Annotated in this window: 23 protein-coding genes; 12 read left to right on the plus strand and 11 right to left on the minus strand. The window is 40.5% G+C overall.

Translation table 11 applies throughout. From position 1 onward, the window contains the following. Positions 1 to 32: 32 nt before the first annotated feature. Entirely contained in the window at positions 33 to 656 is a 624-nt protein-coding gene (locus V7K56_RS21625; protein ID WP_334913415.1) for a Uma2 family endonuclease, read from the plus strand. Positions 657 to 692: 36 nt separating this feature from the next. Then, positions 693 to 881, plus strand: coding sequence for a hypothetical protein (locus tag V7K56_RS21630; RefSeq protein ID WP_334913418.1), 189 nt, complete (start codon positions 693 to 695; stop codon positions 879 to 881). A 74-nt stretch (positions 882 to 955) separates the two neighbouring features. Here V7K56_RS21630 and V7K56_RS21635 read toward each other — a convergent pair whose 3' ends face one another. The 3 genes from V7K56_RS21635 to V7K56_RS21645 all read right to left on the minus strand — a co-directional run bounded on the left by V7K56_RS21635 (position 956) and on the right by V7K56_RS21645 (position 3590). Continuing rightward, positions 956 to 2119: a GUN4 domain-containing protein gene (locus tag V7K56_RS21635; RefSeq protein ID WP_334913420.1), complete on the minus strand. Its 1164-nt coding sequence runs from the start codon at positions 2117 to 2119 to the stop codon at positions 956 to 958. A gap of 79 nt (positions 2120 to 2198) precedes the next feature. Continuing rightward, a complete protein-coding gene (locus V7K56_RS21640) occupies positions 2199 to 3242 on the minus strand; it encodes a glycerate kinase (RefSeq protein WP_334913422.1) in 1044 nt (347 codons plus the stop codon). A 15-nt stretch (positions 3243 to 3257) separates the two neighbouring features. Further along, positions 3258 to 3590, minus strand: a complete 333-nt coding sequence (locus tag V7K56_RS21645) for a DUF565 domain-containing protein (RefSeq protein WP_334913424.1) — start codon at positions 3588 to 3590, stop codon at positions 3258 to 3260. A gap of 409 nt (positions 3591 to 3999) precedes the next feature. Here V7K56_RS21645 and V7K56_RS21650 point away from each other — a divergent pair, with 409 nt between their 5' ends. Both V7K56_RS21650 and V7K56_RS21655 read left to right on the plus strand, forming a co-directional pair. Further along, the gene (locus tag V7K56_RS21650; RefSeq protein WP_334913426.1) at positions 4000 to 4638 is read left to right on the plus strand and encodes a hypothetical protein; all 639 of its coding nucleotides are present in this window, start codon (positions 4000 to 4002) and stop codon (positions 4636 to 4638) included. Between the two features lie 211 nt (positions 4639 to 4849). Beyond that, positions 4850 to 6823, plus strand: coding sequence for an ArnT family glycosyltransferase (locus V7K56_RS21655; RefSeq protein ID WP_334913428.1), 1974 nt, complete (start codon positions 4850 to 4852; stop codon positions 6821 to 6823). Positions 6824 to 7005: 182 nt separating this feature from the next. On the opposite strand, the gene V7K56_RS21660 is transcribed toward V7K56_RS21655, so the two are convergent. After that, positions 7006 to 10242 carry an ATP-binding response regulator gene (locus V7K56_RS21660; protein WP_334913430.1) on the minus strand — a complete coding sequence of 1079 codons (3237 nt, stop codon included), beginning with the start codon at positions 10240 to 10242 and terminating at the stop codon, positions 7006 to 7008. A gap of 663 nt (positions 10243 to 10905) precedes the next feature. Between V7K56_RS21660 and V7K56_RS21665 the strand changes: the two genes are divergently transcribed. The 4 genes from V7K56_RS21665 (at position 10906) to V7K56_RS21680 (ending at position 16006) form a co-directional block, all read left to right on the plus strand. Further along, positions 10906 to 11487 carry a KaiA family protein gene (locus V7K56_RS21665; protein ID WP_334913432.1) on the plus strand — a complete coding sequence of 194 codons (582 nt, stop codon included), beginning with the start codon at positions 10906 to 10908 and terminating at the stop codon, positions 11485 to 11487. 173 nt (positions 11488 to 11660) lie between these two features. Continuing rightward, on the plus strand, positions 11661 to 11975 hold the full coding sequence (gene kaiB, locus V7K56_RS21670; RefSeq protein WP_334913505.1) for a circadian clock protein KaiB: 315 nt from the start codon (positions 11661 to 11663) through the stop codon (positions 11973 to 11975). 76 nt (positions 11976 to 12051) lie between these two features. After that, complete coding sequence (gene kaiC / locus V7K56_RS21675) at positions 12052 to 13614, plus strand: circadian clock protein KaiC (RefSeq protein ID WP_334913434.1); 1563 nt, start codon at positions 12052 to 12054, stop codon at positions 13612 to 13614. A 103-nt stretch (positions 13615 to 13717) separates the two neighbouring features. Then, positions 13718 to 16006 (plus strand): TolC family protein, encoded by a 2289-nt coding sequence (locus V7K56_RS21680; RefSeq protein WP_334913436.1) that lies wholly within the window; start codon positions 13718 to 13720, stop codon positions 16004 to 16006. A gap of 146 nt (positions 16007 to 16152) precedes the next feature. Here the strand turns inward: V7K56_RS21680 and V7K56_RS37190 are convergent, their stop codons facing one another. Then, positions 16153 to 16275 (minus strand): hypothetical protein, encoded by a 123-nt coding sequence (locus tag V7K56_RS37190; protein WP_442940136.1) that lies wholly within the window; start codon positions 16273 to 16275, stop codon positions 16153 to 16155. Positions 16276 to 16612: 337 nt separating this feature from the next. Here V7K56_RS37190 and V7K56_RS21685 point away from each other — a divergent pair, with 337 nt between their 5' ends. The 3 genes from V7K56_RS21685 to V7K56_RS21695 all read left to right on the plus strand — a co-directional run bounded on the left by V7K56_RS21685 (position 16613) and on the right by V7K56_RS21695 (position 18275). Next, positions 16613 to 16990 (plus strand): hypothetical protein, encoded by a 378-nt coding sequence (locus V7K56_RS21685; protein WP_334913438.1) that lies wholly within the window; start codon positions 16613 to 16615, stop codon positions 16988 to 16990. A 250-nt stretch (positions 16991 to 17240) separates the two neighbouring features. Continuing rightward, complete coding sequence (locus tag V7K56_RS21690; RefSeq protein WP_334913440.1) at positions 17241 to 17747, plus strand: hypothetical protein; 507 nt, start codon at positions 17241 to 17243, stop codon at positions 17745 to 17747. A gap of 3 nt (positions 17748 to 17750) precedes the next feature. Further along, entirely contained in the window at positions 17751 to 18275 is a 525-nt protein-coding gene (locus tag V7K56_RS21695) for a GNAT family N-acetyltransferase (RefSeq protein WP_334913442.1), read from the plus strand. Positions 18276 to 18425: 150 nt separating this feature from the next. Here V7K56_RS21695 and V7K56_RS21700 read toward each other — a convergent pair whose 3' ends face one another. Then, entirely contained in the window at positions 18426 to 19145 is a 720-nt protein-coding gene (locus V7K56_RS21700; protein ID WP_334913444.1) for an HNH endonuclease, read from the minus strand. 500 nt (positions 19146 to 19645) lie between these two features. Between V7K56_RS21700 and V7K56_RS21705 the strand changes: the two genes are divergently transcribed. After that, positions 19646 to 20425: a photosystem II S4 domain protein gene (locus V7K56_RS21705; protein ID WP_334913446.1), complete on the plus strand. Its 780-nt coding sequence runs from the start codon at positions 19646 to 19648 to the stop codon at positions 20423 to 20425. A gap of 129 nt (positions 20426 to 20554) precedes the next feature. Here V7K56_RS21705 and V7K56_RS21710 read toward each other — a convergent pair whose 3' ends face one another. The 5 genes from V7K56_RS21710 to V7K56_RS21730 all read right to left on the minus strand — a co-directional run bounded on the left by V7K56_RS21710 (position 20555) and on the right by V7K56_RS21730 (position 25547). Beyond that, entirely contained in the window at positions 20555 to 21331 is a 777-nt protein-coding gene (locus V7K56_RS21710) for an SDR family NAD(P)-dependent oxidoreductase (RefSeq protein ID WP_334913448.1), read from the minus strand. Between the two features lie 176 nt (positions 21332 to 21507). Then, entirely contained in the window at positions 21508 to 22329 is an 822-nt protein-coding gene (locus V7K56_RS21715; RefSeq protein ID WP_334913450.1) for a hypothetical protein, read from the minus strand. Between the two features lie 361 nt (positions 22330 to 22690). Next, a complete protein-coding gene (locus tag V7K56_RS21720; RefSeq protein WP_334913453.1) occupies positions 22691 to 23248 on the minus strand; it encodes a hypothetical protein in 558 nt (185 codons plus the stop codon). 693 nt (positions 23249 to 23941) lie between these two features. Next, positions 23942 to 24547, minus strand: a complete 606-nt coding sequence (locus V7K56_RS21725) for an exopolysaccharide biosynthesis protein (protein WP_334913455.1) — start codon at positions 24545 to 24547, stop codon at positions 23942 to 23944. 115 nt (positions 24548 to 24662) lie between these two features. Further along, a complete protein-coding gene (locus V7K56_RS21730; protein WP_334913457.1) occupies positions 24663 to 25547 on the minus strand; it encodes a lipid kinase in 885 nt (294 codons plus the stop codon). Between the last annotated feature and the right edge of the window lie 101 nt (positions 25548 to 25648).

The following is a 25648-nucleotide window of genomic DNA, read 5'->3' on the forward strand; positions in this document are numbered from 1 at the left end:
TTAAAATAACATACAAGCCAAGGTAAAAATTTATGACTCAAGCCATACCCAAACTAGTAAGCTTTGAAGATTTTGCAGCTTGGCGTCCTCAAGGCGGAAGATACGAATTACATGATGGCGTAATTGTTGAAATGCCCCAACCAACTGGTGACCATGAAGATGTTGTTGGTTTTATCGCTAGAAAACTAACAGTGGAATTTGACCGATTAAATTTACCTTATATAATTCCCAAAACTGTGCTGATAAAACCTGTTAGTTCGGTATCTGCTTATTCCCCAGATGTGTTGATATTAAATCGTCTTAATTTAGTGAATGAGCCGTTATGGAAAAAAGAATCAACTGTATCATATCCGGCATCAATTCCCTTGGTAGTTGAGGTAGTTAGTACTAATTGGGATGATGACTATTACACAAAACAAGGTAAGTATGAGGGTATTGCAATTCCTGAATATTGGATTGTAGATTATCTTGGTTTAGGCGCTAAAAAGTTTACTGGCAACCCCAAACAGCCTACTATGTCTATTTATCAATTAATCGATGGTGAATACCAAGTTACTCAATTTAGAGATACCGATGCCATCATCTCGCCTACTTTTCCAGAATTAAATTTAATCGCCGAACAGATTTTTCAAGCTGGAGGTTTCCCAAGTAGTTAAAATTAGCAAAAGAACTTTTTACAACTTGTCTAAATTATGAATTACGAATTACAAATTAATATGAGACTACCTTGGGATGAATGGGAAGCAAGTAATCATGAAATAGAAAAAGTAGCAGGCAAATTTATCTTTGCTAATTGCTATGACACCCAAAAAGCTAGCATTGTACTACAAGCACAACTTGAAGACGTTTTTTTGCCACAGTGCCAGGTGACGAAAACGTAGAAACCGCAATACTTCGTGTGAAATGACTTGTTTGTTAATCTTCACAATTTCCTGTAAGCCTTATATGTTACAGTTTACAAGTCTCGACGCGAGAAAAGAGATTGATCGCGCTTCTCAAACATAAAATTAATATATCCCGTAATCGGTAAGAGGCGATCCCAGGCGGCGGGCAAATGTCCCTGCGGAGAATTTTTTGTGAAGGTCAGGTCTGAGTAAGATAGCCAGTATTTATTAAAAAACATTCCTTTTCGCCATCCAACGTGATCGCCAAACTTTTCATCGTTTTTTGCCACGCTTTCCCAAATTTGCTTTTGCACACTAAACCCAAAGTGTCCATTGCTGCATCTTACCCACAGTTGGTCAATGGTGCGTAAGTCAGTGCAAGGAAAGTTATCAATCGATTCAGAATTAAGGTAGCCTTCTTCTTCTCTACCAGTGGCTTTGAGCATAACAACCAGAGTTTCTCTATCCGCTTCCTTCCAATTCCCAGCTTTAAGTAAATCGCGTAACTGCGTATAGTCTACACCTTTGTCAGACGGAAGATCATTAGCAGTAAATTGCTGTTCTAGTTGCAGCTTATCAACTTCTTCTTTTTCCCGTTGTCTTTGCAGCCTATCTGCTTCTTCTTTTTCCCGTTGTCTTTGCAGCCTATCTGCTTCTTCTTGTTCTTGTTGTCTTCGCAGTCTTTCTGCTTCCTGTCTTCGTAACCTATCTGCTTCTTCTTGTTGTTCCCGTAGTAGTAGCCTTTCTGCTTCCTGTTTTTGCTGTTCCTCTTTTTCCTTCTTTAGCTTCTCAGCAGCCGCCCGAATTCCTCTAGCTACATCTGTGAAGGCTTCATCTTGATTGTGCCAATGCCTTGACACCACAGGTTCAGCATTCTTAGGCAAAGCTTGAAGTTTTCCAAATGGTGCGCCATTCCAATCAACATTTCGCAGAATAACCGGGATAACACAAGCCTGTCCAGCATGGTGACGTTCTATCGCCTTCTTAACTTCGACATCCCAGCAATATTTAGAAAAAAGAAAATCTGAACTGATGAGCAACAAAATGATGTCGGCGGTGTTTAGATTATCATTAATTTGGTGATCCCACTCCTCTCCAGGTAGTATCTTGCGATCGTGCCAGCTTGAAATCACGCTCTGCCATTCTAATATAGTCAGGTGTTTAGCTAGTTCATCCCGTAGAGCTTCGTCTTTATGAGAGTAGGAAAAGAAAAGCTTTAACGATACCTCTGGCATTTTTGTTCTAAGGAGTAGGATAAATCACGCTTTAAGCAAATTATAGTGTTTTTAACTGATTTGCTTGAGAACTAACGCCCTAAGTGCGATCGCAATACACTTGACCAAAACTATGATCGGGATTAATCTCAATCACTAAATCAACCGCTGTCGCATCTCTTACCAACGGCGTGATGAATAATTCCGGGTGAAGCGATCGCCAAAAATAGTTGACAAATTGCTCTATTTCTGCATCGCTCATTCCTGATTTCCCCGCAGCAATCATCTGCTGTTCCGCCTGTTTGCGCCACTCCAAAGAACAGCGGTAATCGGTGGGATAAAGCACAATTAAGCTGTCCAATCGCTCCCACAGTGGTAAATAATCGTGGAGGCGAAGATTCATATCACGGGCAAATGCTCTATCTTCATCTGTGACAATTGGCGATGGCGCAGTATCAAATACATCTGGGTCGATTGGTCGCACACCCACAAACCAACCTTCAAATAGTACAATATCTACATCCGTCACCATTTCGGAAGTAGTGCGATCGCCAGCACCTCCAAAAGCAGATTTATCAAAGCGAGGAAGCATCACTGGGCTTTGCAACTGGCGGATTTGATCTAGTATATTTAAGCCTAAGTTTACGTCGTGGGTTCCTGGTGGGCCGCGCCAAATTAAGCGGGGATCTTGCTGCGTTAGGAGTAAGCGATCGCTGTAAGTTTTATATAAGTCATCCAAAGATAAACTTATAGTCTTATATCCCAAATGGTCGAGAATCAAAATCAGAACCTTTGACATTGTGGTTTTACCAGTGCCTTGTACTCCCAATATTCCTTGAATCAGGGGGCGTCCCAACTGTTGGCGTTGCGATGCTAGTTTGATCCCCAAAGGCAGCCACAAATCCCACAATACCTGTAACATTTCCTGGGGTTGTACTTGGAGAGTAGCTTGACAGAATTCGCTAAAAGCTGGAAAAACAGATTTTAGTAAATGCGATCGTCTTTCGATCGTTTCATCAACATTTTCCGGTGTGATGCCAAAAGCTTTTGCCTTTAACCGATCTGCCAGCGCTGCTTCTCTTGCTTCCTGCTTCCAAGTTTCCCCCACCCCATTGGTTGCCAAAACACTCAGCCACAAATTCATAAATTCTCCATCTGATTACGATCCCAGCTTAAAAGCTTCAAGAAACAGGCTGTAGATGAAACCAACTTTGAGGAGATTTAGTGAGTCTACCAAGAGCGATCGCCGCTCCAAAAAGCTGCGACTATAAAATATTCTGCTAGTAATTTCTGTCAACAGTACCAAAAAACCAGCTACCAGAATATCCAATACACCTTGTTGTCCAGATGTAGTGGAAACTGCGTTTCCCAGAAAAAAACCTAACAAAAAACTAATTATCAGCAACGATAGTCGTCGCCAAGGATTTAAAAACCATTGCCCAAAGCGTGTAGCAATGGCATCGAACAAGTTATTGAGACGAGTGTTTTGCATTAAAGGGACTTTTGGGTAAAGTCAAGATATCTTGAAATATATTTATTATTAGGGTAAGGAGGATATTGGTTTTAGCATCAGCTTGTTTGTTAATATTATAGATATCTACTGGAATTTCAGTATTTATTCAAATTTGACTATTCTATCATCTTCTTCAGAAGCACAGTTTCTTAGAGGGTGTTTGGAAACAATAAATATTTAGTTTGATCCCCACGTTCAAGCCTTAAAAAATGGGAAAATGATTCAAAATTCCCCTTTTTAAAGGAGTTAGTTCGTTATACGGATTTGCTGACTTGTATTTATATACGGAAGTAAGCTACCCGTAGCATCTCCCAAGATTACCTTTTGGAATAATAGGCTACTATTTGGTCAAGCCTAGACAAAATATTTATTTCTAATAACTATCAATATGAAATCCTCAGTGTATCGTAACGTCGGTATTACAGCTTTGTGCTTGGGACTGCTTGTTGCTCTGATGGGATGTTTTGGAGTGAGTGTATCTTTTGAGTCCACCAATCCAGATACAAACCCAGATACATCTTCACAACTGCCAACAGAAACTCAAGAGTGGCAGACAACCTCAGTTGTACCTGAAAAAAGTATTTCTGCTAATCTATCTACTCCAGCACCTACCCCAACCAATCAAGTAGAACATAGCAGTAAAGAGAATACTTATCCTGTCTTGGCAGAGCGTGATAAATCAGCAAGCATTGCCAAAGATCAAGGGACTTTGCGAATGAGCAATCAAACAAATCAGCCTGTGCGGCTGGTTCTACTGGCACGACAGTCAGTAGCAAAAGGATCTAGTAAAAAACAAACTCACTACGATGTACCGGCACATTGGGATTTTGCTCCCGAAGAAGGTAGTGAGAAGGGACTGGTTCTATCCCTACCTCAGAATAATTTAAAGCTAGAGAAGGGAGATGTTTTAGTTGCTTTTGCACAAGATGGTTCCCGTCGTTACTGGGGCCCTTATATTATTGGCGAAACTCAATTACCTAAGTGGAATTCCCAAAATAGAGAATGGCAACTTGTGCTGAGTCAATAAATATTGCTAAGTGGTAAATATTGAGTACGGAAGCAAATGTAGTAGGTGGGCATTGTTTAGCGTTTGCTCAAAGCTTTATTTTTACATTCTTACCCGATAGTTGGTAAAGCGTTAAGTAATGGATAGAGGAAAATCGTTGAATTAAAAACTTTCAAGAACAAAAGATAGATAACCAACGACTATTGATTAGTGATTGTTGACTATTGACTAAATGAGAATGAAATTGAGTGTTAAGCACACTGTTGATCGGTGGTTCAACAAAATAGCAAAAAATCCAGCCCTGAGTGTAACTGTGTCGATTTTGTGGTTGATGGTAGTTGCCTGGGTGGCTTTTGGGTGGAATTTGGGTAACACAGGCTTGATTGATGAGACAGAGCCGCTCTTTGCCGAAGCTTCCCGCCAGATGTTCGTTACAGGTGATTGGATTACCCCATTTTTTAATGGTGACACTCGTTTCGATAAACCTGCTTTAATTTACTGGTGTCAGGCGATCGCATATCACATAATTGGCGTGAATGAGTGGGCAGTACGCCTTCCTTCGGCGATCGCAGCATTCGGCTTAGTTTGTTTAGCTTTTTACACCATCCAGTGGTATCTGGCTAAACAAGACAAATTAGAACAAGTTTCACGTCCGACTCGCCGCTACTTAATATCTTTTACAGCAGCAGCGCTCATGGCACTCAATCCCGAAACTATTATTTGGGCGAGAACAGGTGTCTCTGATATGCTGCTTACCGGATGCATGGCATCGGCTTTGTTATGTTTCTTTCTAGGGTATGCAGAGAAGGAAGGGAGCAGGGGAGAAATCAATTCAAAATTCAAAATTCAAAATTCAAAATTCAAAATTGAAGATTCAATGCCCATGCCGCATGACGCCACTTGCTCCACTTGGGGAGACCCCAAGACCGCAGTGGCTCCCCTATTCCATAACAAATGGTACTTAGCTTTTTATGTGCTGATTGCTGGCGCAATTTTGACCAAAGGGCCAGTGGGAATTGTTTTACCGGGGCTAATTGTTGCTGCTTTTTTGCTTTACGTGGGTAAAGTGCGAGAGGTGTCGCGAGAAATGCACCTTCTCGTAGGTATACTGATAATTATCGCTTTGTCAGTGCCCTGGTATGCTTTAGTAATTTGGCGCAATGGCTGGAATTACATTAACTCCTTTTTTGGTTATCACAACCTGGAACGCTTTACAGAAGTGGTTAATGGTCACTCAGCACCTTGGTATTTTTACTTTTTAGTCGTGCTGTTGGGTTTTGCACCATATTCAGTGTATTTACCAGCTTCTATAATTAGACTAAGGTTTTGGCAGCGATCGCATTGGCGATCCCTTGAACGTTTTCAGCAATTTGGTTTATTTGCCTGGTTCTGGTTTGCTTGCGTCTTTGCCTTTTTTACCATTGCCGTTACTAAACTCCCTAGCTACGTATTGCCTTTAATGCCAGCAGCAGCAATCCTGGTAGCCCTGTTGTGGAGCGACCTTTTTTCAGATACGGAGACACGGCAAACAATTCCTGTTTCCCCCTCTTCTACTCCGTCCATCTCTACGTCTTTGCTGCGAATGAGTGGTTGGGTGAATCTAGTATTTTTATCAGTTCTGGCAACAGCACTGCTCAATATAACCCACATATTAGGTACCGATCCAGCGATCAGTAACTTTCACGAACTAATTCAACAATCTGGTTTACCATTAATCGCGGGTATAATTTGGCTAGTTTGTGCTGTTTTGGTTGCGGGTTTATTATTGAGTCGCCGCTGGAACTACATTATCAGTATTAATTTAATCGGGTTTGTGGCGTTTATAATTTTTGTCTTAACGCCTGCTTCGTTCTTTATCGATCAAGAACGTCAATTACCCTTAAGGGAATTGTCTGCGGTCATTCTAGAAGCAAAACAACCAAATGAAGAATTGATCATGCTTGGCTTCAAAAAGCCTAGTGTGGTATTTTACAGCCACATCCACGTAAATTATTTAAAATTTCCCCAAGAGGCTGTAGAGCATATTAAAAACCAGGCTGCCAAAGGACTAAAACCTCCCTCAGTGCTACTGTTAGCCGAACAGAAAAAGTTTTTACAAATGGACTTACAGCCAGATGATTACAAGAATTTATCGACCAAGGGTGCTTATAACTTGGTTCGAGTTCCTTTTAAGAAAATGAAAAATCAAAAAATAGACATATCATAAATTGTCATTAGTCATTAGTCATTTGTCCTTTGAGAATAACTAATGACCAATGATCAATGACCGAAGAACAAAAGGATACAAGCCCCTAAATTTATTTATGGGGATTATTAATTTTGAATTTTGAATTTTGAATTTTGAATTCCCCGTTCGCGTAGCGTCTCGCAGAGAAGGGGTTGACCCCATTAACATTTGTCATTGTAACCATTGACAGCTAAAGCTTGATTGATCTGGTTTAAGAGGTCTTCCATTGATATTGATCGCGGTAATATTTGGGTAGCGATCGCACCAACAACAGTTTCTATCGATTCCAAACCATTCTTCTTCTGCTGGTTAATTTCCTGATCAGCTACTCCATCCGGGAAACTGGTTTCTGAGCGATTAAATCGCTGATTTAATACCAAAATTGGTGGCAACTTCAAAGGCGAATCTCCTAATTTTTTCAGTGCTTTGAGTACATCTTTGTGGATAGAGGTTTCTCCTAAACAAATTAGCAGTAAGTCAACGCTTTCGTGGCGAATTTGTTGCAACACTTCTGCCCAACAAGGACTCATCGCCGCTTTGAAGCCTGCTGTTTGGAGGTATTGAATTAAAGCTTGGAACCATTCAGATCCCCGTTCAGCAGTTTCACTACTAATTGAGCAATTTTTTTCTGTCTGATAACCCTTAGCTGGCTTACGTCTTACCTGGGGTAAATCCCGTAGCATTGTTAAATCCACTACTAAGATGTTAGGAGGGCAGCAAATACCAGAAGCAATTTCCAGTACTGATAGTAAAGCATCTGTTTTCTCAGTGCGACTGCTGTTATCTTTAGCAATTGGTGTTAAGTAAGGAAATACAGATAGCCCTGGTATTTTAGAAGCAACTAAGGTAGTTGCAACATCGCAAGTAACCAGTGGTATAGCTGCTAAACGCGGATGTCCAATTAATTGTTGCAAATAAATTTGGGCGATAGTACTTTCGACATCTAGCAAAATCACATCAAACTGCCATACCCGCGCCAAAAGTTCTGCCTGATCTAGGTCATCTACTTCAATCACTCGATGTTCTCGAAGTGAAGTGTGAGGATTGACCGATTCTAACTGGGGATTCACCAACCTGAGAATTCGCAGTGGGGTTTTAGTTGGGACAATTACACTATTATTTAACCCTATCTGCGGAACTACTTGTGCAGTACATAATTTTTCTAAAACTGGTGCTAATACCTGATGCTCTACTGGCAAACTCAAAAAACCATCGGCTCGGTTAGCAAATGCTTGCTCCTTTTCGGCTGCCGTCGCTGTCACAATTACAGATATATGACGGGTTGCAGTGTCAGATTTTAGTAAAGTCAGTACATCCCAGCCTGATAGCAGGGGTAGCAACGGATTTAAAAATATCGCTATTGGTTGCAAGCGCCGCGCTTTTTCGACTGCTTCTGTCCCCGATCGCGCAATCACTACCCGATATCCTAAACTTTTGAGTTGTTCGGTCAAGTCTTCAATATATCGAGCTACTGCCTCGACTACCAAAACCAACCGTTGCGAACTAGCAGGATGATGCTGTGTGGGCGTACTAGGATGCTGACGAGCGGCTGCGGAGTTTTCCCGTGTCGGTTGGTATCCTGTCTCCTCGTCTTCTCTGATTCCCATATCTGGTTCCGAGAAGTTTGTTTTCGGGGGACTGGGCGGCAGAAGTAGTGTAAACTGGCTACCTTTACCTTCACGCGATAAGAAGCTGACATCTCCTCCGTGGAGGCGAGCCAAGGCGCGAGTTAATACCAGCCCCAAACCAGTGCCTTCAAATTGGCGGGTGAGGGGATTTTCTAGTTGTTGGAATTTTTGAAAGATTAAGTGTTGCTGGTGTTCAGGAATGCCAATGCCTGTATCCCAAACTGTAAAGGCAATCCATCCTTCCCAACGACTTACCCGCAGCCCAATTTCACCAGATATTTCGGTGAATTTAAAGGCGTTGGAAAGTAGGTGTACTAGCATTTGGCGTAAGCGCAATTCGTCTGCCACCATCTGATCTAAACCTAGTTCAATGGAAAGACAGAATTGGGGAGCAGATGGACGAGTATTTGCAGGTGGCGGGGCAGATGTCGCTTTAGTGGTTTGAGTGTGGATAGCTTTGGCTTCCGATAGGGCGCGATCGCACACAGTACTGATTTTCACCTGAGTCAGCGTCAAATCCATTTGTCCCGTCTCCATCCGGGTCAAATCTAAAATGTCATTTACTACACTCATTAGGTGGCGTCCGCTTTGATGAATCAGTCCTGCATAACGGGCTTGACGCTCGTTAAGTTCTCCCAACTGCTGATCCACTAGCAAGCGCGATAATCCCAAAACGGCAGTTAGGGGAGTTTTGAGTTCATGACTAATACAAGCTAAAAACTCGTCTTTTAACCGATTTAGTTGAATTAAATCGGCATTCTTCGCTGCTAGTTCTTTACAAAGTTGCTGCTGTTCAGTGACATCAGTAGCTAAAATCAACCACAAATCAGTGCTGAGTGCAATCTCCTCTTCGGCACTGATAACTTTAAACTCAGGACTATCTAAGGGAATTTTGGCAAACTGCCAGATTTGCTCTTGACCATTTTGTACTTCGACAACGCAGGTACAAGTACCCACTTGACTATCTAAATAGCATCGGCTGTATACAGCATCACCTGGTACTTCTTGCTTAATCAGTTCTTCTTCACCACCATACTCATTCTCCCTACCATTGGGATGAACCTTGATTGCTGGTTGGGTGACATATTCTGCTATTTCGGAGCGTTTCGGGACAAGTATTGCTTCTACCTGTTGCCTAACTTTTTCTGGATCTTTTAAGGTTCCTAATTGCTGCCACCAGGCGGGATTTCGCGCTACCACCTCGCCAGTACCCGTTTGCAACATTAAAGCCCAAGGCAGTCTTTCTAGCAAGTGTACCAGTGGCTGGTGTCTTAACGACTTGGGTTCATTTGGCGCACCATCATACTCATGACGATACTCGCTAGACCTTTGTAAGCCAGCCATACGTTCTTGAGCTAGCGATCGCAACAGGCGTGAACTATCCAATAGCCCCAAATATCGACCATCCAAGTCAATCAGCGCCCAATCTAGATTTTGAGGTTTTTCGACTTGTGAATCGCACCAGCGCAAGCTTAATCGCTCTACACGCTCCGAAACTGATATTGTCTGTATTGGCTCAATTAGACCCTGACCCCAGGTAGAAAGCGATTGGTGTAAATTTAGATTTTTATCGTCACTTTGGGCTAATAATTTTGGGATTAAACGGGCAGAATACAGCAATCCGATGGGGCATTGCTGTTGATTCACTACTACCAAGCGATCGCACTGCTCTTGCTCAAAAATCTCCAACACCACTGCCAGAGAACTTGTTTGGGGGCAGCTAGGTACGGTTGCTTGAAAGTCATAAAGCGGGTAATCTAGCATTAACATAGGGATTTGGGGGTCATTCTTCCTGTGGAACCCTCTGGCATTTCCATCTGTTAGTTGATGGTCTTTTCGCCTGAAGTCATATCTCTAAGAAGACTCAATATAAACACAACTCTGGTTATTTCAACGCCATTAAAACAACAGGATTTCCTCTAACGGATACGGGAATTGCGAACGAGTGCATTTTTCCCAGAGGCGACGTTTCTAATTTCTAGTAACTAGCCAGCCTCCCCAGTGTCTTACTGGTATTTAAACTCCTCATCGATAGCGACGGCTAAAACAATTATGGCCCCAAAGATTCGCTTTAGAACCTTGAGGAATTATAATGATTTGGAATGCGACAATCCTTTAAGTTCGTTTAAGTATCTTATCAAGGAGCAAAATAAACAAATCTATCTATTTATATACATAGATATGTAAATCATGAGTTAATTATTGTGTCTTGCTATGCCGACGGATACCTGATCATCAAAGATCTACTAAGTTCTACCAGTTGGTTGCTCCACAACAGGGCTAAGTGCGTAGCACTATCTGCTCAAATAGAGCGTTATTTTGGGGTAAAATCACCAGTTTACTGCACACTCAGTATTTCCCTACAAGCCTTAATCAAACTTATCAACCCGCGTTTCTTGGTCAGGGCGATCAAGGAGATATATTCAAGAATAAATGTTATTACCGATATTGATTCTGCAATCTAATGTTAACAAATGCTTAAATAATCCAGTTGACTTAGCCAACCTAAAAGGTTTGAGTACGTGGGTGGGTAAATTGATGGACGCAATTATTACTCAATTTGGCTACCTACCTATTGCTGCAACCACATCTGCAAAAATCAACTATTTACCAAATTGGTCGCAACTAAATCCAAGTTGGGCATACACTAGCAAATACGTTTATGTATTTGCCAGTCAGATGCAAAAAAGTCAACAGCATTTTCAGGAGATGACTCCAGAAGAAAGACAAGAATTATTAAGACAGCTTAAATTAGATTATAGCTTGATTCTTATAAATTATTTTACTACAGAGAAAACACTCAAAGAGAAAATTGATAAATATATCAATACTATATTTTATGCTAATATTCCTGTGCCCCAAATAATCGAAATTCACATGGAGATAATTGAAGAATTTTCTAACCAGCTAAAATTAGAAGGAAGGAGCAATGAAACGTTACTTGATTACCGCCTAACATTGATAGATATCCTGGCTCACCTGTGCGAAGCCTATAGGAGTTCGATTTGTAAATAAATTAAGTTTATCGCTGTATATTCCACTTGGAACAAGCTGCTAGTTACTCCCAATGTACGATAGCGCACCAACACCTGCCGTAGGATGCCCGTTCGCGTAGCGTCTCCTTTAGGAGAAGGGCTGTAGGGCGAATGCATCTTGTTATTTTTATGCTCATGACAGTTATTAAGTATATGATTAAAGCCAGAAAAACCTACGTACTTAAGCTTTACGTAGCAGGAAATACTCCAAATTCAGTCCGGGCATTAAAAATACTCAAAGATATTTTAGAGCAAGAGTTTGAAGGTGTTTATGCTTTAAAAGTGATTGATGTATTGAAAAGTCCGCAACTGGCAGAAGAAGATAAAATATTGGCAACGCCAACATTATCTAAAATTTTACCTCCACCCGTTCGCAAAATTATTGGGGATCTTTCAGATAGAGAAAGAGTGTTGATTGGATTAGATTTGCTCTATGAAGAACTAAGTGAAGAAGATTTAGAAGAATAAAATTTTAATCAGAAAAAATTAAGTACAAGTTTTAGTAATAAAAAAATAGATTTCAATACCCTTTTGTTATCAAGCAATGAATGAAAACGAGCAACTAGAACCAAAACAACCACCAAAAATTGGGGGTATAAAAAAAATTCGGACGATGATCGAAGGGTTTGACGATATTAGTCATGGTGGTTTACCAATTGGTAGAACTACCTTGATCAGCGGCACATCCGGCACAGGCAAAACTTTATTTTCTCTTCAGTTTCTCTATAACGGTATTACTTATTTTGATGAAGCAGGAGTATTTGTAACCTTTGAAGAATCACCTAGTGATATTATTAAAAATGCTCATGTTTTTGGTTGGAACTTGCCCCGCTTAATTGAAGAAGGTAAGTTGTTTATTCTTGATGCATCTCCCGATCCAGAAGGTCAAGATATTGTGGGAAATTTTGACCTTTCTGCACTCATTGAGCGCTTGCAATATGCCATCCGCAAATACAAAGCTAAACGAGTTTCAATCGACTCAATAACAGCGGTATTTCAGCAGTATGAAGCGATGGGAATAGTGCGACGCGAGATTTTTCGTCTGGTAGCACGTCTCAAATTATTGAGTGTCACCACTCTAATTACCACTGAACGTAGTGAAGAATATGGGCCTGTTGCCTCTTTTGGAGTAGAAGAATTTGTTTCCGATAATGTAGTAATTGTCCGCAACGCTTTAGAAGGAGAACGCCGCCGTCGCACAATTGAAATTCTCAAGTTGCGCGGCACAACTCACATGAAAGGCGAATATCCTTTCACAATTACTAATGAAGGAGTTAACATCTTCCCACTGGGAGCAATGCGCTTGACTCAACGTTCTTCTAATATCAGGGTATCTTCTGGTGTTAAAACCTTAGATGAAATGTGCGGTGGTGGTTTCTTTAAAGATTCAATTATTTTGGCAACAGGAGCCACAGGTACTGGCAAAACCCTGTTAGTCAGTAAGTTTATTCAAGATGGCTGCCTTAATGGAGAAAAGGCAATATTATTTGCTTATGAAGAATCACGCGCCCAACTATCTCGTAATGCTTATTCTTGGGGAATTGATTTTGAAGAATTAGAGCATCAAGGTTTACTTAAAATAATCTGTACCTATCCGGAATCAACTGGTTTAGAAGACCACTTACAAATTATTAAATCAGAAATTGCTATTTTCAAACCCACTCGGATTGCTATTGATTCCCTATCAGCACTAGCTAGAGGAGTTACGAATAATGCATTTCGGCAGTTTGTAATTGGTGTGACAGGTTATGCTAAACAAGAAGAAATTACTGGTTTCTTCACCAACACAACCGACCAATTTTTAGGAGCGCATTCGATTACTGACTCTCATATTTCCACGATTACCGATACAATTCTGATGTTACAGTACGTAGAAATTCGCGGAGATATGTCGCGGGCAATTAACGTATTTAAAATGCGCGGCTCTTGGCATGATAAGGGCATTCGTGAGTATAATATTACTGCTGATGGACCCGAAATTAAAGATTCTTTCCGAAACTACGAACGGATTATCAGCGGTGCTCCTACTCGCGTTAGTATCGATGAAAAGGCGGAACTTTCTCGCATTGTTAGGCGTTTTGAAGACAAACAGAGTTCCGAACCCTAAATTTAGTATCGTAGTATATTCTTTCCTAAGTTTAGTATCGTGCTATATTCTGTGGTGAAGAAAGGTTTTCTGCCGCTAGATTGATTTTCGTGTGAGGGATGCGGTGAAAGGACAGCAATTATTTTATAGCTTCTTACCTGGTGTAACGGCAGCGGTCTTAACAACTCAGCCTGCTTGGGCTGGTACTGCGAAACTAACTGGGGTACAACTGGCGTCTTCTCCTAGTGTTTTGACTTCTACTGATGGTCAAGGCTTGGTTGTGGACACCATAAATAGGCAACTGCCTAAAAGTGCAAATGTTAGTGTTCCAACCCTAGTACCTGCTTTGGGTTTTTCTAAACTTAGTGTAAAGCCTTTAAGTAATAACAGTATTCCAGTGTTCACGACTGAAAATACTGTTGTGCCAATAAAACAACAACTTAAGAAAGATGAAGGTAGATTTTTCAGTTTGACACCTACCTCTAATCCTTCCCAAGAGCTTGATATCAGCCGTTCTGCTCAAAATAACCAAAAACAGAGTAATTCAAGCGCATATTGGCAGAAATTAAAGAAGATAGTAGTTCCCAACTACACTTCAAAACCCCCTTCTGTCCAAAAAGAAATTTTGTCCCTGTCTTCTGTACAGCAGCCAGTGGTTCAAAAGAAAAAGACTGTTACTCAGTTACAAACATTTTTACAAACTTCAGTCACAAGTGCAGGAGCAGCAAAACTGTTGTCAGCGCAGAGGTGTCCACAGGAGTTGAGCAAAAGCAAAACTGACTCCTTGGCTAATTTGCTATTAACCTCAAGCACCTGCTTACAACAAAATGCTATTGGTCGCTTGGCTCAGAGTAATACCCCGATTCCGACAGATTCAACGCCAATCACTGCACCAACAACCGTAACTCCTGTACCAGAGGGTTCGACGCCAACTTTTACTACGCCAACAACCGTAACTCCTGTACCAGAGGGTTCAACGCCAACTCTCACTACGCCAACAACCGTAACTCCTGCACCAGGGGGTTCGGTGCAACCTGCTACTGTACCAGCAACTGTAACTCCTGTACCGTCAGGGTCGGTGCAAATTCCAAACAACCTGATTCCTAACTCAAATCCTCTGCAATTTCCCACCAAACCGGAGGAAGTGCAACTTCAGAGAAATCAGCCGATTACTTTGACACAGGCTCTGGAGCTAGCAAAGCGTAACAATCACGATCTACAGGTGTCCTTATTGGAGCTAGAACGCAATCGAGCGGCTCTACACGAAGCGCAAGCTGCTTTATTGCCCACTCTGGGAGTTAGCACGGATTTGACTCGTAGTCAGTCTGCTGGTAGTCAGCTTCAGGACGAAATAAATGGGCGAAATGGCTTATTATCTAACCAAGATCAACCCAGCACATCTTTTTCTGGTCAAGCACAACTTTCATATAACCTTTATACTTCTGGGAGAGTGCAAGCTACCATCAGAGCGGCTGAAGAACAGGTACGTTACTATGAGTTTGCTGTAGAAACTCAGTCTGAGACAATCCGTTTGAATGTAGCTACTGACTACTACAATCTGCAACAAGCGGATGAACAAGTACGCATTAGTCAGTCGGCTGTAGTGAACTCTGAGGCTAGTTTGCGTGATGCAGAAGCGTTAGAGCGAGCTGGGGTTGGTACACGGTTTGATGTGTTGCGATCGCAGGTAAATTTAGCAAATTCCCAACAAAATTTAACTAATGCTAGATCCCAGCAGACAATTGCTCGTCGTCAATTAGCAACTCGGATAAGTTTGCCGCAGGCGATAAATATCAGTGCGGCTGACCCTGTACAATTAGCTGGTCTTTGGAACCCAACCTTAGAACAAAGTATTGTGTTGGCTTATCAAAATCGTCCGGAACTGCAACAGTTGTTGGCACAACGCAATACCAATGAGCAACAGCGTAGGCAGGCCCTTGCGGAGCTGGGTCCTCAAGTTAGTTTGGTCGCTAGCTACAACCTGCTAGACCAGTTCAATGATAATGTCAGCGCTACTGATGGTTATTCATTCGGAGTTCAGGCAACCCTAAATTTGTATGATGGGGGAGCAGCAAGAGCAAGAGCAGCTCAGCAAAGAGCTAATATTGCGATCGCAGAAACTCAATTTGCTGAACAGCGCAATCAAATTCGCTTCCAGGTAGAACAAGCCTACTCTACCCAACAATCTAGTTTGGAGAATGTTCAAACCGCTAATACCGCTTTAGAACAAGCTAGGGAAGCTCTACGTTTAGCACGTTTGCGATTCCAAGCTGGTGTAGGTACTCAAACTGATGTCATTAACTCTGAAAATGATCTTACACAAGCTGAAGGTAATCGAGTCACAGCAATTTTGGATTATAACCGCGCTTTAGCTCAGTTACAACGGTCTGTTACCCTCAGAGCATTCCGCTAATACTGCTGATTTATTTCTCAATTAAAAATTTTAAAAGCCTCATTTTTCAATAATTAAATTGAAGAATGAGGCTTTTAGCTTATTTTTTCATCTAATACTAATATACTAATACCAATTCGCTTTTTCGCCCATTCGCAATTAAGAAATTATACCCTAAAGCCATCTCGCAACACAGGGACACTACCTGAATACGCCTGCGCTCCAAACCCTCGCAAACTAAACCTAATACCTCGATTGTCATTATTTCCCGCAAATGTGACACCACTCACATTACGAAATTATTGCAAATAGTTATTAAAAGCTAAAGAAAAGTATTGTTGGTAAAATCTGTTACTGACTGTATAAAATTTTTGATTTTACGGAAAGTCTGTAGCAAGATATCGCCGGGTGCGTGGGCTTCTTTAAAACAGTCACCACTTGCTAAACGCTAAGAGCGAACAAACCGAAAGACCCGTGCAAGGCAGTAACTCAACCTTCCAAGACAGATTTTTGATTCTGAAAGCACCCCGAAAAACGTATTTGTAACAGCAATTTTGTGAAATGATGTAGCATAACTGAGTGTCCGTAGTTTACCGCCGTAGGCATCGCTGGCCTTGTCAAAGACTCATGACTAAAGTAACATCTCAAGAAATTGCACAGTTTCGCTCTCAATTGGCAGAAGATCCCAGCGATATGGAAGCGCTGGATTTGATTGAAGACTGTGATGGAGATTTGGAAGATGCGGCGATGACGCTAGCTATCCGAGCCGGACAAGAACCAGAAAGAGCAAATTCCGAGTGGTTAGATGCCTTGGCGAGAAAATGGCGTGTGGTGATTTGCGAACAAGAATATCGCGAAGATTTGCTTAATACTTCACTTCAAAAAATGATGGAACATCTAAAAGCAATGCCGACATTTCCGAAAATTTTGGCAACACCAGTTTTGATTTATGTCCTCAAGCAAGGCGTAAACAATTTTTGTGAGCCACTAGATTCGCTAAAGTGATCGGATGTACATTTAATTTGTGCTAAATTGTACGATGCCTGCGGCGGGCTACGCCTACGCAGTTTGCAGTTGAGTTTAACACAGACTTAACAAAAACAGCCCCTTAAGAGCTAGCGTTGGGGAGTAACTCCTGTACAGACGCGATTAATCGCGTCTGTACTCCTAACTCCTACCCAATGCAAGATGATTTGACCACGACTGATACGCTGTTAATTAAGGCAAAACTTCTATTAGACAAATTGTAAAATCAATGAATTACCTTGTTGCCGTATTACCAGACCGCATTCAAGCCGAAGCTGCTTACTTAGCTTTAGAAAAAGAAGGCGTTAACAGCACTATTTTGGGAAGGGGGTATAAAACAGCTGACGAGTTTGGCTTAATTGACCCCAAAGACCAAGCTAAAAAGCAAGCAAAACAGATGGCAACCTGGCTGATACCATTTGGCTTTTTTGCAGGTTTTACATTCAGCCTCATTACTGGTTTAGATACTTTTGCTTGGGCGGGTGAAGTTGGCAATCACATTGTTGGCGGACTGCTGGGTGCTGCTAGTGGTGCAATGGGTGGTGTGTTTGTCGGTGGCGGAGTCGGTTTACTTGTAGGTGGCGGTGATGCCTTACCTTATCGCAACCGCTTAGATGAGGGTAAATACTTGGTTGTCGTTCAAGGTTCTGAAACTCTTACTCGCCAAGCAACCAAAATATTACGTCAGTTTGATCCAGAAAATATCCAAGGTTATGCCGACACAAGTACCGTGTAATGAATGAATCATAGTTTACACATCACGACACAGCGACTTGAGTTACTTCCCTGTTCTTTGGAGGTGGCGCAAGCCGTTGTGACAAGAAATAAACCCCAAGTAGAAAAGCTTTTGGGGGTATGGGTTCCTGATGATTGGTATGCATCTGAAGTGCTAGATTTTTTTCCAATGTATGCTCAGATGCTAGTAGATGATCCTTCCCAGTTGGGTTGGGGTATCTGGCTAATGATTCACGTTGCTGATTCTACCCTGATTGGTGATTTGGGATTTGGTGGCAAACCCGATCGCACAGGAACTGTAGAAATGGGTTATGAAGTCCTATCAGCTTATCGCCAGCAGGGATTTGCTTTTGAAGCAGTGAAAGCACTGGTGGATTTTGCCTTTACTCAGCCAGAACTCAAGAGAATTATCGCTCATTCTCCAGAGGATCATGTTGCCTCGATTCGCATTTTAGAAAAACTGGGAATGCAACAAATTGCTAGGGATGAAAATCTGCTGAAATGGGAATTAAAGTTAGAATCAAGATAGTTTTAAAGAGGGGAATGGGGCATGGGGGAGCCACTGCGGTCTTGGGGTCTATCGCTACGGCGCTCTCATGCCATTCATGGATGATCGCGTCAATTATCTCCCATGCTCTAGTTGAGGAATCTATCAACCGAAAAGCCTGACTCAGTTCGTTTATAAAGTCTTGCAGATCATCTGAATCATTGCGTGACAATTAGCACATACTGGACGCAAATCTTGTATTGGATCAAGCTCATACTTTTTACCAATTTCTGATAATGGCTTTAAATGATGAACGTGGATATAACCTTCACCAATTACTCCATATACCTCCTCGAAACTAAATCCACAAACTTGGCATATTCCACCATAGTGTTTTATGCATTTTTGCCGTGCATCGGGGTTACGTTCATAAACATTAACTGCAATCTGCTCAATTGATCCTTCAAAGTATTTCTCTGTTTCTATTACTTCTTCAGGTAAGCTTATTGGATTAAATTCATTGTTGTCAATAAATTCCCAAATTATTTTAACAGGTGAAGTTTCCTCAAATGATTTTGCTTTTCCTAAACCTAAATATATAAAAGGTTCTTTATTACTTGACCTTTTAAATATATAAATTTTACCTTTGGGATGAATTAAATTTTGAATAGTAGGCTGCTGGATTTTTGAGCCATTTTTCCCAAACCAGACTAAATCATTTCCTAGAAAGTGATTGTTATAGTCGTGACCAGTTGTACCAGCTACACCTATATTACAAAAAATAAAATAATCTTGTTTGCGCCTGTTGTACCCTGTCTCCCAATTACCACCTTTTGTATCTTCTGGAAGGCTAATAATCCGATAAATATCTCTTCTTTTGTAACTTTGACCACGGATAAATTGATAATCCATTTTTCCTCATTTAGTAATAATTCTTGATTGAAGAAACTGCTTAAAAAATATACTATTCGGATTTTAAGTTAAAATTTTTACTTAAACAGCAGAGCTTATACTGAATAAAGTATCAATCCAAGTAAGACGTTAATCTATTGGCTAACCAGTCCTAATCAAAAGACTCAAACCTTTTGAGTTTTGAGCAGTGTAGCGGGCTGTATGTTGAATGTTTGTATGTCCGAAATACGCTTGAGTACCCCTGTCGTCCTTGGTCAGCCAGAAAATAGCCGCAACTGTGGTGCGTCATCATGTGGAGATGTACCTTAGAGGTTGTTTCCCTTTAGTGGTAGACTTGCGAAAAGTGATAGCACCAAATTTGATATGAGTCGTCTATAGTGCTAGTGCTTCTGATGCCTTACAGCCTTAACTTGTTACTAATGGCTGAAATGAGAATTAAAGCTAGAATCAATATAGTTTTAGCAGATTAATTCTCAATTCATAACTCATAATTTTTAAGAATGTTGCCACGAGAAGAACTTTTAAAAGGTGTTGAAAATCGAGATAGTGTAGCTCGTGTAATCGACCAAGCAGAGCAAGCGATCAAAACTTGGGAAGTGGTTTTGACAGATTTTCTATCTCCCCCAGAATTGGCAGAAATTCAACGGGTATTTAACCGATTAACAGAAGTGCAATTGGTGGCGTGGGGTGGATATCCGCAAGCTGAACGCCAAAGAATAGCGATCGCTCGTTCAGAACTTCCGTTAGATCGATCTCAAGTCAGCCTTGTAGCTGTGGAAATTGCTGGTAATTTCCTATTTGATACCGCCTCTTACCGCGACTTTTTAGGCGCAATGTTGGGGACAGGAATTGTTCGTGAAAAGACGGGAGATGTGATTGTCTTAGGAGAACGAGGAGCGCAAGCGATTGTTACACCAGAGTTGGTGGAATTTTTGTCAATGAGCCTCAAACAGGTGCGATCGGTTCCTGTAAAAACTCAGCAGATTGAGCTAACTGAATTAAAGGTTCGGGAACCCAAGAAAAAAGAATTAACTACTGTGGAGGCTTCTTTAAGATTAGATGCGATCGCATCTGCTGGTTTTGGTATGTCCCGCAGCAAAATGGTTGATTTCATCGATGCTGGTGATGTCCGCGTCAATTGGAAGGAAGTTACGCAAGCTAGTTCTCAAGTCAAATCAGGCGACTTAATTGCCATTCGCTCTAAAGGACGTTTAGAAGTTGGGGAAATAGCCGTTACAAAAAAAGAGCGTTACCGAGTTCAATTAACAAGGTATATGTAATAAGTGAAGAGTGAGGAGTTTTGAATACACCAGTTTATTTAACTCTTAACTCTAAACCCCTAAATTCAAACTCCGAACTTGTACAGACGCGATTAATTGCGTCTCTACTCCTAAATATATACTTAATACTTAAGCTTTAAAGTGTTTTGCTAACATATTCAGTAGAAGTTTGCGCGGTACAAGTCGAGATAATTTGCTTCTAATTTGAGTACTACTATCAGAGCTAATAACAGTTGGATAGCCTTTTTCTAAAGCCTCTAAAGATTCCAAAACCACTTTTTGGGAAGAATACACCTTATCTGTACTGCTTGCCAGTGCTGGAGGAAAATTAGCTTCTGCAAAAAAGTTTGTTTCTATGGGCCCTGGACAAGTGACTAAAATACGGACACCATACTGATAATTTTCTGCCCATAACGCTTCACTAAAGCTGAGAATAAAAGCTTTGCTAGCAGCATAAACAGAAAGGTATGGTATCGGTTGAAATGCGGTAATGGAGGATACGTTAATAATACTTCCATAACGACGTTGCCGCATCAATGGTAGAAATTTGTGGGTTAAATCTACCAATGCCAAAATGTTTAATTGTACAATTTTAACTTGTTTTTCTCCATCCCCTTCAGCAAAATCACCATAACAACCAAAACCAGCATTGTTGATTAATAAGTCAATAGTTAATCCCTTTGCTTTTGTAGTCTCAAATACACTAGCAGCTGCATTAGGTTCTGTGAGGTCTTTTACTATAACGTCTACTTGAATTTTGTGTTGTTCTTGTAGTTGTTTCGCTAATTGGCTTAGTTTGTCTTCAGAACGAGCAACGAGTACAAGATTTGTCTTGCGTGCAGCTAGTTCTTGAGCAAAGGCTTTACCAATACCACTAGAGGCACCAGTAATTAAAGCAGTTGGCATTCTACATATTCAGATAGTTTTTAATCACTTATAAATTTTAGCTATATTAGCCATCAGTTTTAACTACCCAAAGTGATATATTCAAAAGGATAAAAGCAACACTTAGGACAGTGAAATCTGAGTGGAGCAAGCCTTCACTTAGAATTTATCCTTGCTTAAAACTTAACTTTTGTCAACTATATGAATTCTCCAAATATACCAAGATGAGAGATTTTTAAATCTTCTTCATCTGTATATTGAATAGACGAGTCGATTTTTTCTGGTAATTCTGCGTCCTTATGCGACCACTCAAATACAAATTTAGAGTCCAAATGCTTAAGGCTAGAAAATATCTGCTTCCATTGGCTTCGCCGAATTCGATTTCCCCACCTTGATTGTAATTCTCTCGAGTAGGCTTCCTGTTGATAAATAAAGAATTCAAATGGTCTTTTTTTTCTATCTCTGTGATCTAGTAAATCAATGAGATGAAACATGAAGCCATCCTCTGAGAGGCTACTTACAAGATTTTCTAAAAGTGGCACAACATCATCAACTGGGACATGCTCCAACACAGATTTGGAGAATATAAAATCTATTTTGTCATAATTCAGCACTTGTTCAGACAAATTAATTGGAGCAATGTATTCTATACCCAAGTCTTGTAAGACTTCTACAGATAAGCTTTTTAATGAAAGTAGTTTTTTTAAACGTAAGTGGATAATATCTCGCTCTTCAAATGTAGATAGACTATCTAAGATACTCCAATCTACAGAATTACACACGGCTTTGAAAATGTTTTCGGGTTGTAATAATGGACAAACATCCGTTGCATAAACCTTTTTTGCTCCAAGAAGGTAAAATACTAACGAATGAGTAAGTAACCATCCACTTCCAATTTCAAGACAAACTTTATCACGTAATACATATTTTTTTTTACCACATTGAAGTAGATAGATAGCAACTTCATTGGCACAAATATCAAGTCTTTTGCCTGTAAGGGCTAGCTTTCTGGAATGCATTCTATTATATAAAACTTGATACAGGTCGGACGATCTAATCATCGATTTGATTCGTTCATCAAGGAGATTCTTGACTATACCTTTCATCTGGTACCCTTTATTACTTTATTACTTAATATAGTGTGAATAAAATACAACACTACTAACTGTACCAGTAAAATAAATTTCTGTGTGAGATATAAGTATTTTCTATTAGACTCTTGCACAAATGCAAAATTTGCCTACGGGATCTTGGTATATTCCCCAACCCCTTTTCGCAATTTAGGATGAGGGCTTTTAATTTATCCAAGAAGTCTATTAAGTAGAATGTTTTAAATAATGATTTTGCTCATGGCGATTCAAATTCACTTTGAATTGCTAATTACCATTTTTCAGACCAATAGATAATTTCTGAGGTGGAACTATTAATAGCAACGCCGTAGCTATCTCCATGATTCCACTTAAAGCCAGGTCTACCTTTGTCATCTGTATTTAATACCAATATTTCATAAGTAGCTGGAAAAGATTCTGTATGAGAGTCACTAGTGTAGAAGAAAGTTGTCGGCACACCGTTAGGTTGATTTATGTGGTCGTTTGTGTTACCACCTCTATATTTGTGCTTGGCAATATTTTTATATTGTGAAAGTAATTTTTCTATCTTCTTTGGTGGCTCTTTTAACCTAATTTGAAAAAAACTACTTCCTTGCAAAACTTGGGGAGAGTAAGCAATACGAACGTCTTTAGCATCAGGGGGAATCTCATTAGGAAAATGTTTTACTTGGTCATTATCAGACCATAGTTGATTACGAATTTCTTTATAGCGTGATGTATCAGTTATAATTTTAGGTTCACTAGTACTGCTAAAAGTTGTTCTCAGAAAAAAGCTTCCCCCGACAATACTAAGACTAGCAAGGGCTAATAGAAATTGCGATCGCTTCATCAAGTTGGGTGTGTCTAACTTTCATAGTCATATACCCAACTAATAAACTAAATTCGTACTATTACGGATATCAAATCAGAGATATTAACAGAAACTTTGTGTATTCAGAGTAAAATGGGGATAATTGTAAAATTAATGTGAAGTTAATCTATGATTACCTAGTCAAATACCGTAGGCGATCCTCATTGAGGCTAGTACCGCAAGGCGGAAGTCAAAAGGAGCCAGTGCGTTGGGGAGCCAGCGCGGTCTTGGGGGTTTCCCCATGAGCGACTGGCGTCCGGCTCTGCTGACAGCCAAGCAACTGGCGTTCAAAAGTCAAAAGTCAAAAGTCAAAAGTATTATGGAATAAGCTCTTTAAGGATTTTAAATGGTTGCTCTATTTACGCCGTAGCGTACTAGTACTACTGTTGTAGCTAACGAAATCAATTCCACAATCATCCATTTTTTTCAATTCTTCCTGATGCAGCAATAACTAAAGCGGATATATAAATAGTAGATGCACCTTAATTAAATCACAGTCTTCAGCTTTTAGTTGAAGGCTTTTTTTTATCGCTGATACTTTTTTATCCAGAAACAAAATAAATTTACTTAAAATTCTAATTTTCCCGGATATGGCAATAAATAAAGCGGATTAATAAATGGTAGATGCACCTTAAGAATTTACAGCCTTCAGCCAAAAGCTGGAGGCTTTTATTATTTCAATATCGATGGCAGCAAACTAGGAGCTAACCACACTGCATAACCAATAAATCCAAACAGCAAAGTAATCAGGGCAGTTATGCCGTAGCTGATGCAAATTAATAAACCGTCAGATTCGATGGTGGCAACAGTCAAAAGTAAAATACCGATAGTAGGGATAGGATTTGTAAACGGAATTGGTAATATTAGTAATACTGTTAATAAAGAGATACAAAATCCATTAATTCGCCAAACTAAAGGATTATAAGCTATTTTTGCTAATCGAGGACGGGCGATTTTCTGGAAAACTTTGGTAAGCCGTCCCAAATTTTGCAAAAGTAACTGGGCGAAGGAACGAGGAAATTTGTAGTTAGCGATTCTTTTTGGTAGCCAAGGCGATCGCTTTCCTAAAAGCATTTGCACTGACAGCAGTAAACAAGCACCACCAAATGGGCCAGTTAATCCCGGTGGCATAGGAAATAAAAAAGGCAAAACTAATAATGTAATTACTAGACTAAAGCCCCGTTCTGAGGTTTCTGTCAGAATATCACCTAGAGTTAGAGGTTGTTCAGCTAGGCGTTGCAACAGGGACTTTATATCTTGAGAAAATCTCAGATGCATTTGGTGTGAGTTGATGCGAGTTCCCACTTTGTAGTAAAGAGAGATGAGGGAGAATAACTTCTAACACTGCCAGTTTTAGATTTTGAATTGAAGGAAAATCTAAAATTGATGACTCCTAACTCCTGCTTTCTAGGGGTACAAAAACAGCTATAGCTTTAGGTATAACGCGAAAATGAGCAGGTGTGTAGGTAGTGATTTCACCATCTGTATTAATAGGGTGAGGTTTGCGAGTATGTACCTCTATTGCTTGACCTTGATGGGAGCGTACAGTCTGCCAATGTATATGTCGCCCTCGTCGCATTGCGGGTAGTAATAATATAACCTGCCACCAGTGTTCAATCTCCAAGCTATAAAGGTCTAGTCTTTGATCGTCTATTGTGGCATCGTGAGCCACTGCCATACCACCACCGTAATAGCGACCGTTACCAACAGCAATTTGCACTGTTTTGACGCGAATTAATTCACCGTTGATCGCAATCTCCGCTGTAAAAGGTCTAGCTTCCAAAATCACTTGCAATGCAGTGGCAGCATAAGCAAATATTCCCCAACGGCGCTTGACTTCTTTGGTAAGTCGTTCGGTAATTTTTACACTCAATCCCATACTGGCAACGTTAAAAAAGTGTTTGTCATTCACACAACCCAAGTCGATGTGGTGTAAATATCCATCTGCAATAATTTTGCAAGCTTCGTTGAGGGAATTTGGGATTCCCAAAGTTCTCGCTAAATCGTTAGCAGTTCCTAGAGGCAAGATTCCCAAAGGTAACTGAGTCTCAATTAAAGCATCTACTGCGGCATTTAGAGTACCATCTCCTCCGCCAATAATTACCAAGTCAACTTGATGCTTATAGCGAAGTATAACTTCAGCAAGATGTTTGGGATCTTCTGTAGACTCCTCAATTAAATCAAAGCCAAGTGTTTTTAGATATTGAATCGCTTCTGACAGACCCTTTTGCCCTTGGCGAGCATGACGATTTACTAACAGCAGTGCGCGGGAACTCATGGGTAGTACCTTTTGTAGTTGATATGTCCAATTATCCGCATCTATGTATTCTGCTTGAAGTTGACTATAAAAAATGTTTAGACTGTTATGAAAGTTATCAA

The organism is Nostoc sp. (assembly GCF_036917535.1).
Classification (GTDB): Bacteria; Cyanobacteriota; Cyanobacteriia; order Cyanobacteriales; family Nostocaceae; genus Nostoc.

Excerpts from the sequence above, each read along its gene's own strand:
- V7K56_RS21625 (WP_334913415.1), top strand. The coding sequence starts at position 33 with ATGACTCAAGCCATACCCAAACTAGTAAGCTTTGAAGATTTTGCAGCT.
- V7K56_RS21630 (WP_334913418.1), top strand. The coding sequence starts at position 693 with ATGAATTACGAATTACAAATTAATATGAGACTACCTTGGGATGAATGG.
- V7K56_RS21635 (WP_334913420.1), bottom strand. The coding sequence starts at position 2,119 with ATGCCAGAGGTATCGTTAAAGCTTTTCTTTTCCTACTCTCATAAAGAC.
- V7K56_RS21640 (WP_334913422.1), bottom strand. The coding sequence starts at position 3,242 with ATGAATTTGTGGCTGAGTGTTTTGGCAACCAATGGGGTGGGGGAAACT.
- V7K56_RS21645 (WP_334913424.1), bottom strand. The coding sequence starts at position 3,590 with ATGCAAAACACTCGTCTCAATAACTTGTTCGATGCCATTGCTACACGC.
- V7K56_RS21650 (WP_334913426.1), top strand. The coding sequence starts at position 4,000 with ATGAAATCCTCAGTGTATCGTAACGTCGGTATTACAGCTTTGTGCTTG.
- V7K56_RS21655 (WP_334913428.1), top strand. The coding sequence starts at position 4,850 with ATGAGAATGAAATTGAGTGTTAAGCACACTGTTGATCGGTGGTTCAAC.
- V7K56_RS21660 (WP_334913430.1), bottom strand. The coding sequence starts at position 10,242 with ATGTTAATGCTAGATTACCCGCTTTATGACTTTCAAGCAACCGTACCT.
- V7K56_RS21665 (WP_334913432.1), top strand. The coding sequence starts at position 10,906 with ATGTTATTACCGATATTGATTCTGCAATCTAATGTTAACAAATGCTTA.
- kaiB (WP_334913505.1), top strand. The coding sequence starts at position 11,661 with ATGATTAAAGCCAGAAAAACCTACGTACTTAAGCTTTACGTAGCAGGA.
- kaiC (WP_334913434.1), top strand. The coding sequence starts at position 12,052 with ATGAATGAAAACGAGCAACTAGAACCAAAACAACCACCAAAAATTGGG.
- V7K56_RS21685 (WP_334913438.1), top strand. The coding sequence starts at position 16,613 with ATGACTAAAGTAACATCTCAAGAAATTGCACAGTTTCGCTCTCAATTG.
- V7K56_RS21690 (WP_334913440.1), top strand. The coding sequence starts at position 17,241 with ATGAATTACCTTGTTGCCGTATTACCAGACCGCATTCAAGCCGAAGCT.
- V7K56_RS21695 (WP_334913442.1), top strand. The coding sequence starts at position 17,751 with ATGAATCATAGTTTACACATCACGACACAGCGACTTGAGTTACTTCCC.
- V7K56_RS21700 (WP_334913444.1), bottom strand. The coding sequence starts at position 19,145 with ATGGATTATCAATTTATCCGTGGTCAAAGTTACAAAAGAAGAGATATT.
- V7K56_RS21705 (WP_334913446.1), top strand. The coding sequence starts at position 19,646 with ATGTTGCCACGAGAAGAACTTTTAAAAGGTGTTGAAAATCGAGATAGT.
- V7K56_RS21710 (WP_334913448.1), bottom strand. The coding sequence starts at position 21,331 with ATGCCAACTGCTTTAATTACTGGTGCCTCTAGTGGTATTGGTAAAGCC.
- V7K56_RS21715 (WP_334913450.1), bottom strand. The coding sequence starts at position 22,329 with ATGCATTCCAGAAAGCTAGCCCTTACAGGCAAAAGACTTGATATTTGT.
- V7K56_RS21720 (WP_334913453.1), bottom strand. The coding sequence starts at position 23,248 with ATGAAGCGATCGCAATTTCTATTAGCCCTTGCTAGTCTTAGTATTGTC.
- V7K56_RS21725 (WP_334913455.1), bottom strand. The coding sequence starts at position 24,547 with ATGCATCTGAGATTTTCTCAAGATATAAAGTCCCTGTTGCAACGCCTA.
- V7K56_RS21730 (WP_334913457.1), bottom strand. The coding sequence starts at position 25,547 with ATGAGTTCCCGCGCACTGCTGTTAGTAAATCGTCATGCTCGCCAAGGG.